Source organism: Bacillus sp. WC2503, assembly GCF_052682895.1.
Window position 1 is genome coordinate 2,431,850 of sequence record NZ_JBQYMD010000001.1, and the last position, 14,730, is coordinate 2,446,579.

General features: G+C 34.4%; 14 protein-coding genes and 2 pseudogenes. 3 read left to right on the forward strand and 13 right to left on the reverse strand.

What is annotated here, in order from left to right:
- Positions 1-27: 27 nt before the first annotated feature.
- The 6 genes and pseudogenes from ACUN26_RS12445 to ACUN26_RS12470 all read right to left on the reverse strand — a co-directional run bounded on the left by ACUN26_RS12445 (position 28) and on the right by ACUN26_RS12470 (position 4,330).
- Positions 28-857: pseudogene (locus tag ACUN26_RS12445) on the reverse strand (GNAT family N-acetyltransferase).
- Positions 858-996: 139 nt separating this feature from the next.
- Positions 997-1,401 carry an arsenate reductase (thioredoxin) gene (gene arsC / locus ACUN26_RS12450; protein ID WP_000428368.1) on the reverse strand — a complete coding sequence of 135 codons (405 nt, stop codon included), beginning with the start codon at positions 1,399-1,401 and terminating at the stop codon, positions 997-999.
- A 25-nt stretch (positions 1,402-1,426) separates the two neighbouring features.
- Positions 1,427-2,467: an ACR3 family arsenite efflux transporter gene (gene arsB / locus ACUN26_RS12455; RefSeq protein WP_000826574.1), complete on the reverse strand. Its 1,041-nt coding sequence runs from the start codon at positions 2,465-2,467 to the stop codon at positions 1,427-1,429.
- A gap of 18 nt (positions 2,468-2,485) precedes the next feature.
- On the reverse strand, positions 2,486-2,923 hold the full coding sequence (locus tag ACUN26_RS12460) for an ArsI/CadI family heavy metal resistance metalloenzyme (RefSeq protein WP_001270995.1): 438 nt from the start codon (positions 2,921-2,923) through the stop codon (positions 2,486-2,488).
- Between the two features lie 59 nt (positions 2,924-2,982).
- Positions 2,983-3,288 (reverse strand): arsenical resistance operon transcriptional regulator ArsR, encoded by a 306-nt coding sequence (gene arsR, locus ACUN26_RS12465; protein ID WP_000046017.1) that lies wholly within the window; start codon positions 3,286-3,288, stop codon positions 2,983-2,985.
- 532 nt (positions 3,289-3,820) lie between these two features.
- The gene (locus ACUN26_RS12470; protein ID WP_001076297.1) at positions 3,821-4,330 is read right to left on the reverse strand and encodes a DinB family protein; all 510 of its coding nucleotides are present in this window, start codon (positions 4,328-4,330) and stop codon (positions 3,821-3,823) included.
- Positions 4,331-5,048: 718 nt separating this feature from the next.
- Between ACUN26_RS12470 and ACUN26_RS12475 the strand changes: the two genes are divergently transcribed.
- Positions 5,049-5,255, forward strand: coding sequence for a hypothetical protein (locus ACUN26_RS12475; RefSeq protein WP_001009379.1), 207 nt, complete (start codon positions 5,049-5,051; stop codon positions 5,253-5,255).
- A gap of 377 nt (positions 5,256-5,632) precedes the next feature.
- Here the strand turns inward: ACUN26_RS12475 and ACUN26_RS12480 are convergent, their stop codons facing one another.
- From ACUN26_RS12480 to ACUN26_RS12500, 5 genes are all read right to left on the reverse strand, one after another.
- Complete coding sequence (locus tag ACUN26_RS12480; protein WP_000052091.1) at positions 5,633-6,577, reverse strand: acetyl-CoA carboxylase carboxyltransferase subunit alpha; 945 nt, start codon at positions 6,575-6,577, stop codon at positions 5,633-5,635.
- A gap of 32 nt (positions 6,578-6,609) precedes the next feature.
- Entirely contained in the window at positions 6,610-7,056 is a 447-nt protein-coding gene (locus tag ACUN26_RS12485) for a MarR family winged helix-turn-helix transcriptional regulator (protein ID WP_000817662.1), read from the reverse strand.
- 517 nt (positions 7,057-7,573) lie between these two features.
- On the reverse strand, positions 7,574-9,430 hold the full coding sequence (locus ACUN26_RS12490) for an alpha/beta fold hydrolase (RefSeq protein ID WP_001261128.1): 1,857 nt from the start codon (positions 9,428-9,430) through the stop codon (positions 7,574-7,576).
- 59 nt (positions 9,431-9,489) lie between these two features.
- Complete coding sequence (locus ACUN26_RS12495; protein WP_001072318.1) at positions 9,490-10,056, reverse strand: TetR/AcrR family transcriptional regulator; 567 nt, start codon at positions 10,054-10,056, stop codon at positions 9,490-9,492.
- A 480-nt stretch (positions 10,057-10,536) separates the two neighbouring features.
- Positions 10,537-10,671, reverse strand: a complete 135-nt coding sequence (locus ACUN26_RS12500; protein ID WP_002040428.1) for a hypothetical protein — start codon at positions 10,669-10,671, stop codon at positions 10,537-10,539.
- 330 nt (positions 10,672-11,001) lie between these two features.
- Here ACUN26_RS12500 and ACUN26_RS12505 point away from each other — a divergent pair, with 330 nt between their 5' ends.
- Positions 11,002-11,685 carry a GntR family transcriptional regulator gene (locus ACUN26_RS12505; RefSeq protein WP_000659655.1) on the forward strand — a complete coding sequence of 228 codons (684 nt, stop codon included), beginning with the start codon at positions 11,002-11,004 and terminating at the stop codon, positions 11,683-11,685.
- Positions 11,686-11,706: 21 nt separating this feature from the next.
- A complete protein-coding gene (locus ACUN26_RS12510; protein WP_000770120.1) occupies positions 11,707-12,339 on the forward strand; it encodes a sterol desaturase family protein in 633 nt (210 codons plus the stop codon).
- A gap of 491 nt (positions 12,340-12,830) precedes the next feature.
- On the opposite strand, the gene ACUN26_RS12515 is transcribed toward ACUN26_RS12510, so the two are convergent.
- Positions 12,831-13,934, reverse strand: a complete 1,104-nt coding sequence (locus ACUN26_RS12515; protein ID WP_000824421.1) for a Ger(x)C family spore germination protein — start codon at positions 13,932-13,934, stop codon at positions 12,831-12,833.
- A pseudogene (locus ACUN26_RS12520) lies at positions 13,931-14,704 on the reverse strand (GerAB/ArcD/ProY family transporter); the annotation flags it as partial. The gene ACUN26_RS12515 and the pseudogene ACUN26_RS12520, both read right to left, overlap by 4 nt.
- Positions 14,705-14,730: the final 26 nt, after the last annotated feature.

Sequence of the window (14,730 nt, forward strand, 5' to 3'; positions counted from 1 at the left end):
ATGATAGGTTTGTAACATACACTTAATTTACTCAAAAGGAAAATAATATCCTACATAATTAAACACATTTGTAAAACCTACATTTTCTACAACGGCCACAGAAGGCTTATTTAATTCCATGCAGTCCCAATATGGAATGATCTTATTCTCCAAACACTCTTTTACGAAACTATGAACTATCGTTTGCGCTAATTTTCTACCTTGGTGACCTTCTATCGTTTCAATATCTATGCAATGTATATTTTCAAAAACGAACCCTGAAAAACATACACTTACAATCAGGTTGTCAAAAACTATATAATAGCCTATTCCCTCATTAAAAAATTCATCAAGCGAGGACCAAAACTCTAAAATTTTTGATTGTAAAAATTCAATATTCTTCAATACATTCCCCTGATTTTCATAGAGAGCTTTACTCATTTTTATCACTGTATACCCTTGTTCAATTTTAGGTTCATAATTACCCTCATAATCCTCTTCCTTTAGCGTATACACCCTTTGATTCCAACTCTTTAATTTACGATATTGAAATATTTTTTCGATTGTTTTATTCCACTTTGAATGATTACCAATTGCTTCAAAGCAATCTAGTCCAGCCTTTCTCGCCTCAGGTTCTATCACATTATCAATAAAACTATTCATTTCATTATTAAACTTTTCATTTTCTGCACTTCCTATAAAAAGAAGCCATCATTATTCCCTAACCAGATAAGTCCTGAATTAGGAGAATAGATGTTATCTACAAATATACGACCAGGGTTCACCCCTGCAATTACAGCCTTTACTTCTAATTGACCTTTTTCATTTACTAAACCGTTACATTTATAAAAATCATTCATGTTTAATTCAGAAATCATATGTTAAACCACCTTCCTGAAACCGCTCTATTCTAACTTTACCACCATGACAGAATATTCTCTATTCATTTTAACAGTTGTTTAAATCAATAAAAAAGAGCCAATCCCTATAAAATAGAAGATTGGCTCTTTCCTTTATTTACTCCCCTGTATCAGAAAATCGCTTTATACGTTCTCCAATTTCATCGCGAACACGTTGAAATTCAGACCACTCTTTTCCTGCTGGATCATCGAATCCCCAGTGAACACGATTTACGTGCGGAGGTGTCGAAGGACAAACAGAATCTGCATGACTACAAAGGGTAACGACTAAATCAGCGTTATTTAAAATATTTACATCAATTATATCCGAAGTTTGATTTGTTATGTCGATATTTACTTCTTTCATCGCTTTAATAGCATTTGGATTTACTCCGTGTGCTTCAATACCTGCAGAATATACATTCCACTTATCACCTACATATTGTTTGCCCCATGCTTCTGCCATTTGGCTTCGGCATGAATTTCCTGTGCATAAGAAATAAATTGTCTTTTTGTTTTCCATGTTGTTTTCCGCCTTTGTTTTTAAATTATACTGGCTGATCACTAAAATATTTTCGCTTAAACCAAAAAGCGACGTTTACAAGTGCAATCATTACAGGTACTTCCACTAACGGCCCGATAACAGCTGCAAATGCTGCGCCTGAATGAATACCAAACACACCAACTGCTACAGCAATCGCTAACTCAAAGTTATTACTACCTGCTGTAAATGCTAACGTTGTCGTTACCGGATAGTTTGCACCAATTTTTCTTCCCATAAAGAAAGAAACAAAAAACATCACAATAAAATAGATTAATAACGGAATTGCTATTCTTACCACATCTAATGGTACGCTAACAATCATTTCCCCTTTTAAAGAGAACATAATGATAATCGTAAATAGCAATGCAATCAATGTAAGTGGACTAATTTTAGGTATTAACACCTTTTCATACCACTGTCTTCCTTTTAACTTAACGAGTACAAAGCGTGTCAACATGCCTGCTATAAAAGGAATTCCTAAGTAGATAAATACTGATTTCGCTACTTCTATCATTGTAATATCGACAATAGCTCCTTCAATCCCTAACCATTCTGGAATGACTGTTACAAACACGTATGCATAAACGGAGAAGAATAACATTTGGAATACTGAATTAAAAGCCACTAAACCTGCCGCATACTCTTTATCCCCATCTGCAAGATCGTTCCAAACAATCACCATTGCAATACAACGTGCTAAACCAATCATAATGAGCCCGACCATATACTCTGGCTTATCAGGAAGAAAAATAATTGCTAAAACAAACATAAGTACAGGTCCAATAATCCAGTTTTGTACTAAAGATAAAACCAATACTTTTACGTCTTTAAACACTCGGCCCATTTCCTCGTAACGAACTTTCGCTAGTGGTGGATACATCATGACAATTAAACCAACAGCAAGCGGGATAGACGTTGTTCCAACTTGTAATGTATTCAGTCCGTCTACTACACTAGGAAACACAAACCCTAAACCAATCCCAACAGCCATAGCTAGAAAAATCCATAGTGTTAAATATCGATCTAGAAAAGATAAACGTTTCATTTTATTTTCCATCTCCTATTAACAACAAGAATTTTTAGCTACCTCATTTGAAGTCGTGCAACAAGATGCCTCTTCTATTGTATGAACATCACTCTGTGCTTTCGTATAAAAGAATTCCCACTCGTTCCCATCAGGATCTGTTACCCAAAACTTATCTTGAACCGCATAGCAACAAGTCGTATCCATCTCATCACGCGCAAAGAAACCTTCTTTTTCTAATCTTTCTTTATGCAATGTAATTTCTTCAGCTGTATCCACTTGGAAACCGAAATGATTTACTTGATTTCCCTTCACTTCATCTCTTACGTTCAGTGTAAAATTAAGTCCTGGCGTCTCTAATAAAAATTTTGCATAATCCACTTTCACCTTAACTGGTGACACACCAAATACCTTTTCGTAGAATTCGATAGACTTCTCTAAATCCGTAACATTTATACCGACGTGAACATATCTCATAGTTTATTCCTCCTCTTATATATTATTAATCAATTTTTTTTGATTAATAACGCAAAATTTTAACAGCAACTACCTTTGCCTGTTTTTCTAAAGATACAGCACAATTCTTCTGATAATAAATTATTTACTTCCACATCATTTAAATCATAATAACTCCACGTACCTTTTGTTTCTTTTATAATTAAACCTGCATCTAATAAAATCTTTAAATGATAGGACAACTTAGATTGCGTCATTTCAAAAACCTCCGTTAAATCACATACACACGTCTGGCCTCGCTGACAAAGCTCATACATAATCTCTAAACGCTTTTGATCCGCCAACGCTTTAAACTTTTTCTCATAGAGCTGAAAATCTTGCGCCACTGTAGTTCACTCTCCCTTCATCAATTTTTTTTGATGTTTATAGTATATATGCTGATTAATTTATTATGCAACTAATTAATCAAATTTTTTCGATTTACAAAAACTTCCTCACGTCATATCTTTGCTACAACTAAAAAGGACCATAGCCTTTTCAAAAATAAAAAACTACGGTTCTTTTTACAACTTAATAGTTACAATATTTCCGAGGAATGGAGTCTCTATAACCGTTTTAAATTTTAATTTGACCATTATAGAGTAGTGCTTCATCACTATCAAGCTAAGAAAAACAAATACCCCCAAATGAAAAAAATCGATATAACGCTTCGGCAAATAAAGATAACTCTTGTTTTTGTTGCATATTCATAAAAAGCACATTACTATTCTCATTAACATAAGAGAATAGTAATGTGCTTTTAATTTCAAAAATAGTCTAAATCCTTAAGTTGATGGTTGTGGGGCGGGCCCCCAATAAGAACGGTATCTAAGGTTGTATGAGAGGTGTTAGTTCCATTCCAAAGACCTCAGCCGATGATTAACTCAAGTACCGATTTCGGATGACCCCCATGTGATGAAGTTCGTGTCCTGCGATGCCGTACGCGAGGGCGCGCACCGTAATGCTTAGGTTGTTGGCTGTGCCCTTGCGGGTCCACTCCTCCGCCGGTAGCCCGCGCAGCAATGTGATCGTTGATTGCCGTACGGCCCGGTAGTCTTCGGCCAATTGCTCGGTTGTCCAGCTTCCGAAAGGAGGTATGAACAATTCCTGATCGAAACCGGTCAGAGGCGTCTGGTCCCCTCTTGCGAACCGGAGCAGGCGGTAGGTCATGACGCGTTCCGCGTCTGCAATGTGGCCCACGACTTCTTTCAGCGTCCATTTTCCTTCCGCATACCGATATGCGGCCTGGCTTTCGGTCAACGATGCCAGGAGCTCGGTCATTTGCTTTTCCTGGGCGAGCAGAATATCGATGATGTTACCGTCCGGTACCAAACGGATATATTCGCCAGAGTTCCCGGCGTACTCTTCTTCTGACGGTCTTTGATTCATGCGTAGTCACCTCTTTATGTATATATAGAAAATTATAGCACTCGTCTATGTCTAATAAATTCTCGAAATGATAGAGCTTTCCTTCTAATAATTGAGGATAAGCAACTATTTAGTTTGTCGGTCGCCACACTATCCTGATTCGTTAGCACCATAAGCAATGCTAATCAATAATGCATAAAGTGAAACTTTAATCAGTGGGGGTTTTCTTCATCCCCCACTGATTATTAGCCCTCACCAATCGGACTTTTATGGGCAGTTGATCCCCCACCTAACTTCTTTGCTTTCGCTGCATTTTGAGGTGGGGGTCTTACTGCCCATTAAAGCGGGATAAAAATTATCTGTTATACAATATTTCGAAGTTATTTATATATAAAGGTAACACCTTCTTTTTTAATTTAAAGGTGGATTTTCAATTATATTTTGAAATGAATCGGAGTAAAACACACTAGTATAACTACTTTTTTATACAAGATTTCATGCAAAAAAGAATAGCGAAGATCCCTAGAATCTCCGCTATATCAATGATGTATAAAATCTTGTATAAGTGATAGATAGACATAGAGACAAAAGATTTAGTAAAAACAAGGATTCTATGAAAAACTTGCTACCGATAATGAGACGTTATGTTAACCGAATATGTATATCATATACAAAAAAATCACACGATGTATTACTCCTCGCTAATGGTATAATAAGGAAAGACGGAAGGAGAATCTCAATGAATTTCATACAATTTTTTGATGTTACATTTAATATGCTGTATACGTTTTTTTCAAAAGGAATTTGGATAGTCCTCTTCTTCTTTTTCTTGAATAAGTTATACGAGAACCAAAAATTGATGGCAACATCACGTGTAATTACTGCCGTTCTTCTTGGGCTTTATCTCTTATACATTATTTTAGGACCCCTATTCTACTTCCAATAACGAGAATTATGTAAATAAGCTGTCCATGTGGACAGCTTATTGTTTTTTTGCTTAGCATGCAAAATTCGTGTCTTGTTGGCGGTACCACATTGCCATCAACCTAAGCTTTTGAGATACCCCCCATAACGAAATTTCCACCTTTTTACAGTTATTTATGAGAATTCAGCTCATTTTTTCGTTTTGGGGAACAATCAATTTCTTAAGTTGATGGGTATGTGATAATGCTTCCATTTGAACAAATTTTCCTTTTCCATACCGATCACACATCTTTTGTAGAGTAATAGTATCAGCATATCCCAGTTTAAGAGGTTACTTACAAAATATTCGAAATTTTTTTGCGAGAATCCTCCGAAATGTAATACGGACTTTAAATATTTTCATTTATAATTCTCTATTTGTCTATACTTTTCATACCGCTGTTGTATAAGCTCTTCCGAGGATAATAGTATCAATTTTTTTAGAGATGATTCGATTACAGATTCAATCATTTTTGCCTGTGATTTTATATCATTTTGTGCTCCACCTTTAATTTCAGGAATGATTTCATCAATAATTCCTAAATGTTTTAAATCTTTTGCTGAAATTTTCATATGTTCAGCAGCTTCTGGAGCATACTTAGCGTCCTTCCATAGGATAGATGCTGCTCCTTCTGGCGAAATTACCGAGTACCATGAATACTCTAACATATGGATATGGTTACCGACACTAATGCCAAGAGCTCCACCACTTGATGCCTCTCCAATTACAATACAAACAATCGGCACTTTAAGTGTAGTCATTTCAAATAGATTTCGAGCTATCGCTTCAGAAATTCCACGTTCTTCAGACCCTATCCCTGGATAGGCGCCTATTGTATCAATAAATGTAATAATAGGGCGATTAAATTTATCAGCTTGTTTCATAAGTCTTAGCGCTTTTCTATAACCTTCTGGATGTGCCATTCCAAAATTTCTTTCTATACTTTCTTTTGTATTTCTACCTCTTTGATGACCAATAACCGTAACGGGCATTCCTTTAAATTTTGCAATACCACCCATCATTGCTTTATCATCACCATATAATCGATCACCATGAAGTTCGAGAAAGTTTGTAAACAATAAAGGTATATAGTCCAATGTCGTGGGTCGGTTACGTAGCCTTGCAATTTGAACTCGTTGAAAAGGTGTAATATTAGAATAAATTTTATCTTGCATTTTATTTAAACGTTTTTCTAATTCATGAATTTCTGACGATAAATCTACATTATTTTCTTTCATAATTTTCTTTAATTCATCAAATTTCTCTTTTAATTCAATAATAGGACGTTCAAAATGCAAACTCATTTTATCCTCCAAATGTTATGACTTACCTCACTCTAATCAAAAGGCTTAGAAATAGAATCAATAAATAATTCAAAACCATCCACAACTATTTTTTGTTCTGATTCTGATAAATTATTGAGAATACTTTGATAAAATGTAATGGATTGCTCTCTTAAGCAATTAACAGTTATGTGACCTTTTTCTGTGAGGTGCAGAAAAAGTTCTCTTCTATTTTTTTCATTTACTTCACGATAAATAAGCCCCTTTTTTACTAACTTATCTACCAATCTACTTACAGTTGAAGTCTCTAATCTAAGTTTATTGGATAGTTGCCAAACAGTTAGTTTTTCCACCTCTAGTTCCTCTAACGCCATCATTTGAGAAGTTGGTAAAGGTTTTTCAAATGGTCCATTGGGCAAATTTTGAGATTCAAAAACCCCAGTTATTATAATCATTTTCTTAATATCTGTCCTTAGTTTTAAGGCATCTTCTCTTTTCAAAAAGGTCACCCTCCTACAACTAATGTATCATACATCAATTGTATTATACATGAATATGATTTTTTCACAAGCTTAACGTAAGCCAATATTACAACATGGACGAGATATTTCTTCTTGTTAAAATGGTATAAGTGGATTGTTTTCTACAAATGGCAGAACATCAATTATGTATCAGGGGCCTTTATGGGGTACCGCTCATCGCAATCAAGCCAAGAAAATAAAACTACCCCAAAAACGAAACTTTGTGATAACTTGTAACAAAAAACTCATAATTTTTTGGGGAGTTCTAAATTCTTAAGTTGATGGGCATGGGGTAGCACCACATCGCCATCAAGCTAAAATTTTATAGCACCCCCAGAACGAAATTTTGTACTATCTTGTAACAAAATGCTCATTTTTTCGTTTTGAGGTATTTGCGTTTCTTAGTCTGATGGTGATGGGGTGGGGCCCTAAACAGTACAATTTTATTTCAAAGACACAACGATCTTACTACACACTTTTTATTTATCCCACACTCTCATCTGCTAGTATTACTATTTTTTATTACTAATGTTGCCGTTTCACTCGGATGGCTAAGAGGAAAATGATGGCCATATGGAACAAAATCAACCTTACCAAGATGCGATGGAGCAGAATAGCCTCTGTCATAATCCCCCCAAATAATGTGAAGATTATACTTTGTTACTTCACTGAAATCACCTTGATTGTTTTTCAGTAGTAAACTATTAAGCTGAACCGTAGTATTTAAAATTCTAGGAGAAGTAAAACTGTTACTTATTTTTTCGATATAATGTTCAGGGATGCTCTCCATACTTTCAAACAAACCATTACTTAATAAATAACGCCCTATCAAATTAGTAGTTGCCAATTTTAATGTCCATTTGTTCATAAATTGGGGAACATTTAGCGATGTAGCATTTTTTTTAGCAACAGGTGGCTGAAGTAAAGTGATTGAATACTTCTTATCTATGTACTTTTGTACCAATGCTTCCAGAAGAATAAACGCACCGAATGAATGGCCAATTAGATGTGCACCATTAGTAGCTTTCTCCAATAACTTTTTCACTACATTCAAATAGATACCTAGAAGATTTTTCTCTTGTTTAAAAGGAGAACGTCCCAAACCTGGAAGATCCAAGATCCATACAGGTTGACCAGTTTTTTCATGAAGCTCATGTGCTAAAGGAAATAAATCCTCTCCATCACTCAATAAACCATGTAATAAAATAAACGGTTTACCCTCTCCTTGTAATTGGTAAAGGGTATTGTTATCGCATAATGTTCGTTTAAATAAATGATTATGCTGGCCATTTTGATACATCATTCGATAATCCAGATCAGCTACTACGGCAGGGAAAAATTTCATTACACTCTTCTTCTTAAACCAATCTCCTCCCATAATTTTTTTCGCTGAAACATTTGAAAATTTTCGTTTTGTAATAAAATTCAGTCCATCAGAAGGAATTTTTGTTATTTTACTTACTCCACTATTCATAATTGCTTTCATAAGTGGCATTGGGACAGAGATTTTTGGTGCCCTCATATTCATACTTTCCGACATAATACTTAATAATTCAGCAATGTTCTGATCGTGCTGTTTGTCTTCAACAAGTGTATATGTTTGAATAGTCGGTTGTTCCAATCTGAAAACCTGCACAATAAACTTCGCAAGCTCATCGTTTGAAATAAGTGGTAACCTATATCCCTTATCCCCAGGAATCACTGGCATGAGCCCTCTTCGCATGCTCATCACAAGCAAACCTAATCCTGCTATCTGCTCTGTACTCCCTGTTTTACTACTACCGACTACAGTTGGCGGATTAATTACAGAAAGCGGATAACCTACTGCTGATGCCTGGTGACGGATATAAAGATCTGCTAAAAATTTTGTTCTCTCATATGGATTTTTTATTTTCAAATAATTGTTTCCTTCTTTAAACACATCAATTGCAATCTTGCTATTTTTATCATCAAAGGGGCTCATATAACCTACAACATGAATAAATTGTTGCAAGCCCTTCAATTGATGAATACTTTTAGCTAATTCACTAATATGTTTGGCGCCATTTAAAAATACGGAAGCTGCCTCTTTACTTGTCGCTTGAATATCCATGGGGCCTCCTGCGTGAATAATCACATCCGTTTTCAATACCCTCTCCTTATCTTCAGCACTTAGACCTAAATCTATTTTCGTCAAATCACCTTCAATAAAGTGCATAACTGCCTTTTTTAAGATGCCTCTTTCTTGAAAAATGCGTATTGCTTTACTTTTCGACCTTACTAAAAGAAGAATTTTAACATCCTCTTTGGCTAATTCTTTTACTAATTGCTTTCCAATAAAGCCTGTTCCACCAGTTAAAAATACTGTTCTCATATAAAATCCCCCTTTTTAGTACTACTCAGTACTAATTTGATGTAAAAAAAATGCTTCTTTTATCGAAGCAATTTTAAAAAATGATCTGCTGTTTTCGTGATTACAGTTGCATCTTTCAATGTTTCTGAAATAAATAACGCTCCTTCAAGATTTGTAATAAACAGTGATGCAACCTCATCAATATGAATCGTATTTCTGAATTCTCCATTCTCTACCCCTTGTTTAAGTAATAGAGAAACTTTCTTTTGTAATCCTGTAAAAAAAAGACCTATTTTTTCTTTTATTTGCGTGGCCTGTTTAGGACTTTGAATATAAAGAGTAATAAATGGACAGCTCCCCTTATACTCTCTCGATTGAACTCCTTGTGATAATTGCTTTAAAAACAGTTGGATACGATCTTCAACTAAAAATTGGTTCTGAGAAAGTACGTCATCAATTGCAGATTGATACATTTCAATCCAATAATCAACGACCCCTTCTAATAATACTTCCTTATTAGAAAAGTGATAATACACATTAGACTTTGAAACTTTGCTTACACGTACTAATTCATCCATACTTGTATAAGCAAACCCTTTTTCTAAAAATAATGTTGCAGCTACTTCAATCACACGTTTTTGATTCATTAATTTTACCTTTGTCATAACTAGAACTATATAGTACTAATTTAAACATTGCAAGTATTTATGTTAATTTAGAAAAAAATTTGATAAAAAATTTCCACTAACATTGATTTTACTGCAAAAAAATCTTATTTTGAATAAAGTTGAACTGAACCCCGAAATTGTTAATTCACTATCGTCTAATAGAGGTTACAATACATACCCATCAACTTAAGAAAAAGAAATGCCCCCAAAATAAAAAAATGAGCGGCTTCTCAGAATAGCTATCTGTAGAGAAAGAAAATTTTAATTAGGGGGATATGAAAATATTAGCTTGATGGTGATGGGGTGCTCCCCCATCGCTATCAAGCTAATATTCTGAAGTACGCCCAAAATGGGAATTTTATATTTCTATGGTTAATTAGATCTTAGTTATTTTAGGAATCCTAAATTTCCTCAGTCCAATTTAGAAGTTCTTTTCAAAAAATAGGGTTCTTAAGATACTTATCTTAAGAACCCTATTTTTTGATTTAGCATGGAAAGTATAATCTTTTCTAATTCAGCTTTATTTAAAACATCCTCAATAATTACAACTTGATAGGCATTGTCCTTTCCTTTTGCAGGAACAATCATTTTCATCCCCTTTATATTGCTTCCAGTTCATAATTCTCTATCTTGTCATTGTCATTAATCATAAATAAAATGGATCTTCTCCTGGTTCTATAGTGATGGTTTTTTCCTTGTTCTAAAATAGCGGATTGATAAATAAATTTTCTTAAAATTAAAGAAGTTGAGTGCGAAAGCAATGAAAATAAACTATTCTTTTCATAGAAATATATAGAAAGTTCGACAATCCTAATTATAAAAATTCACTCCTTTATCATTGACAGAAAATTCAAATTCAATATATAATTTTGGTATTACCAATGTCTTGAACATGTATTACCATTAAATAAAGGAGACGATGACTTGAAAGAAAAGGAACGCACCTCAGATAAAATTGTGAACGAATTAATTAAATCCATATTGGCCGGTGTTTATTCTATAGGAAGCACTTTACCGCCGGAAAGAGAGCTTGCGAAAGAATTTGGTGTTGGTCGCCCAACTATTCGTGAGGCGCTTCAACGTTTAGGAAGAAGTGGCTGGATAACAGGAAGAAAAGGAATGCCATCGATTATTAATGATTATTGGAGCAATGGTAATCTAACGACACTTATTAATATTGTTGAGAATCATCATACCATTACAGATGAATTCATTATGTATTTATTAGAATTTAGAAGTTCGTTGACTCCGACTTATATTCGTAATGCTGTTACGTTTAATCAACCTAAAGTGGTTGCTCTCCTTGCTAATCTTGAGCAACTTGAAGATAGTGCAGAAAGCTATGCAGCATTTGATTGGGATTTGCAAAAAAGGTGTGCTGGGCTTGCTGCCAATCCAATCTTTCTACTCATTTTAAATAGCTTTGATTCCATTTATGTAGATATGGCAAAAAGGTATTTTTCTGTAAAAGATCATCGTGAGTTATCCTTCAACTATTATCACGACTTATTAAAAGCTGCATTAAAGGGAGATGCGATTGAAGCAGAAAGATTGTGTAAGACAACATTGGAGAAAAGCTTGGCTCTTTGGAAAGATAGAAAAAAATAAAGAAAGCTGGAGGCGTGATAAATGAAACTAAAATATTTTAAAGAATATTTTTCCTATCCTGATATTTTGATTATGAGCTGTCTTTTCCTCACTAGCTTTGGATTTATGATTTTACATTTAACCTCTATCGGAATTTGGGGTGCTTTTATTTTGGGAATGATTATGTATTCCTTAGCTGAGTACGCTACTCACAGATTTATTTTTCATCTAAAGCCACCAAAGAATGCATTTTTATTAAAAACGCTTAAGCGCCTACATTATGACCATCATACAAATCCGAATGAATTACATTTATTATTTTTACCCTTATGGTATAGTGTGCCAAACATTGCAATTTCAGGAACGATTTTTTATTTTCTTTCATCCAGCTTTGTCATGACAAACGCATTTATTGCAGGTATTATGCTCTTTTTATTATTTTATGAGTGGAAGCATTATATCGCGCATCGCCCCATTCAACCAATATCACCATGGGGGCGATGGATGAAAAAAGTTCATTTATGGCATCACTTCAAAAATGAAAATTACTGGTATGGTGTTACGAATCCAGCCTATGATTTTCTCATGGGAACCTTTAAAGACCAAAAAGATGTTGCCCAAAGTAAAACTGCTAAAAACCTAGAGAAACGTGGTGACCAGAAAATAGAATTATAAAAATAATCTATTGTCATCATCCTGGAAATGTTGAATGAATTTTGCAGATTCGACATTTCTCAGGGAGTGGCAGGCATTTTTTCCTATTGAGTAGTACGCATGGTAATAGATTGCGTAAGGATCTTTTGAAAGTTTGTTCTGATCATTTACGAATTTATGTTCTTTTTAGAGGTATTTGTTGGAATGTCTATTAATCAATGAAAGATGAAAAATGAATGTGAAAATAAAAAAGAACTCTTTCATCTGTTGAGGAGTTCTTTTCATATAAATTACGATTGGGGTACCGTCACATCACCATCAAGCTAAGAAATGCAAATACCCCTAAGACGAAAAAAAGATCGTTTTTGTTACAAGTTAACACAAAATTTCGTTCTGGGGGTACTATAAAATTTAAGGTTCATAGCGATGTGACGGTACTCCTCTTAAAGACATTTCTCCTTCTAAAGTAGACAGTACTTGCAATCTTAGTACGAATCACAGTTGAATTCATGTTACTTAATCGTACCCATTCCGGCAATTTTAATGTTAACCTTGACGTTTACATCACCCTTTGCTAATTCATTATTCCATTTATTTTGGACTTTTTTCCATTCTGGATATGTGTAAGTTCTTGCATATTCTCCAAGCCCAATAGGATCAATTTTGGCGGTTTGTATTTTTTGTATTAATTGCTTGAAATCAGCTTCAAGCTTGGTTTCAATTGCCTTTTGTAATTTTTCTGCGTCCTTTCTTGTATTAAAGGAAAAAAGTCGTTCTGTAATACCAATTCTCATCTTTACATCTATATTAAATATAAAATGCTCATCATATCTTGTCTTTGTCTTTACTTTAATTCCGTAGGCAGTAAAACTTATCAAATCTTTATCTTGACTATCCGAATTTAGCTTAATTGGAACTGTAAATGAAAACTCCCCTGTAGTTCCTTGTTGCAAAATGCGTAAGAGTTTGTTTTCATCAGGTTTTAGCGTTAATTTATATTTTCCTTTTTCATCCAATAAAGCTGTACCTGTCACCCATATTTTATTCTTTTTTTTCACTTCAGTAATATTTGCTGTTAGCCCTTTGTCTGCTCTTTGCTCATATAGTTCTTGAAGAGTTGTTTTTACTGTGATATTTCTTAAAAAAGCGGTATCAACTAGTTTTGTTAAATATATAGGAAGTCGTGGCTTATCCTTTGGGCTATAGAAGATAACGTCCGAAACAGGTCCATCTACAGCGAGAACCCTTGCAGTAACTGTATTTTTTGGATCACGGTAAAATGGATCGAGGTAATTTTCCCAGTTTTTTTGTTTCAGTAACCTTTTTCCAACTAAAATAACCTGTGTTTTACTTCCCGCAGTAAGCGCCATAACCGTAGCATCAAATTGGTCTCTAGCTTTTCGGACCGTAGCAGATTTCACACCAGTTGTTTCTTCTTTTATTTTTGCTTCTTTATTGAAAACAGGGCTTGATATATACACTAATAAATTATCATTACGATCTAAATCGAGACCAAGAATAAGAGTAAGAGAAACATCTTCAACATTTCTTTGATCGAAGCATCCAGTCATCATGAACACCAATAACAAAATACAACATAGTACTTTTCTTTTCAATGTATCCTCCCCTGGCGAAACTTCTCGTATAGACAGCAATATAGCCACAAAATAATAGGTGATATATATGTTAATCCTAATCCAGCATTTGATAATACCTGTTGCCAAATTTCGGCTTCATTCCAACTAGGATGAGTCCAAAATGTGAATCCGATAATAAGTAATAAGAGAACAACTACATGAGAGCTGTGATCTTGTTTTCTAAGTAATTGGCTTGAACAAAATACAGAACAGTATAGGGCAGGAATCCATGATGTTGAAACAATGGTTAAGTAAACAGCCAATAAAATCATGTCAAAACGTTCTAAAAAACGAAATTCAATTACTTTCAGTAAATTTATTACCGGTTGATTATATTGCGTAATGCTATCAGGGCTAAAATAGGCAAAGCAAACAATAGTAGCAAATAAATAAAATAACATCGTTAAGGTGTTTGCTATAATCATTCCATGGACTGCATACTGTTTTTTTTGTAAAAACGGATATAAAAAGAAAGCAATATTAAACCCTAAATAAGCAAAAACAGTGCTTGGTACAGCCGTTAATATCGGTTTCCATCCTTCTTTTAAGAGCGGAAAGAAGGGCATCCAACTTCCATTCTCTTTAAGAGGGATCAAAAAAAATATCGGAATCCAAAGCGCCATATAAAAGAAAAGTTCTGAGTATCGCCCTAGAATGCTAGGACCGTTACGTGCAACAAAATAGGTAGGAATCGAAAATAACAAGATAACTATATAGTCAGGTGTTTTCGGGAGAAGCCATCCCTTAAGGTTGGTCTGGCCCCATTTGGTGAGAC

Excerpts from the sequence above, each read along its gene's own strand:
- arsC (WP_000428368.1), bottom strand. The coding sequence starts at position 1,401 with ATGGAAAACAAAAAGACAATTTATTTCTTATGCACAGGAAATTCATGC.
- arsB (WP_000826574.1), bottom strand. The coding sequence starts at position 2,467 with ATGAAACGTTTATCTTTTCTAGATCGATATTTAACACTATGGATTTTT.
- ACUN26_RS12460 (WP_001270995.1), bottom strand. The coding sequence starts at position 2,923 with ATGAGATATGTTCACGTCGGTATAAATGTTACGGATTTAGAGAAGTCT.
- ACUN26_RS12470 (WP_001076297.1), bottom strand. The coding sequence starts at position 4,330 with ATGAATCAAAGACCGTCAGAAGAAGAGTACGCCGGGAACTCTGGCGAA.
- ACUN26_RS12475 (WP_001009379.1), top strand. The coding sequence starts at position 5,049 with ATGAATTTCATACAATTTTTTGATGTTACATTTAATATGCTGTATACG.
- ACUN26_RS12480 (WP_000052091.1), bottom strand. The coding sequence starts at position 6,577 with ATGAGTTTGCATTTTGAACGTCCTATTATTGAATTAAAAGAGAAATTT.
- ACUN26_RS12490 (WP_001261128.1), bottom strand. The coding sequence starts at position 9,430 with ATGAGAACAGTATTTTTAACTGGTGGAACAGGCTTTATTGGAAAGCAA.
- ACUN26_RS12495 (WP_001072318.1), bottom strand. The coding sequence starts at position 10,056 with ATGAATCAAAAACGTGTGATTGAAGTAGCTGCAACATTATTTTTAGAA.
- ACUN26_RS12500 (WP_002040428.1), bottom strand. The coding sequence starts at position 10,671 with ATGAAAATGATTGTTCCTGCAAAAGGAAAGGACAATGCCTATCAAGTT.
- ACUN26_RS12510 (WP_000770120.1), top strand. The coding sequence starts at position 11,707 with ATGAAACTAAAATATTTTAAAGAATATTTTTCCTATCCTGATATTTTG.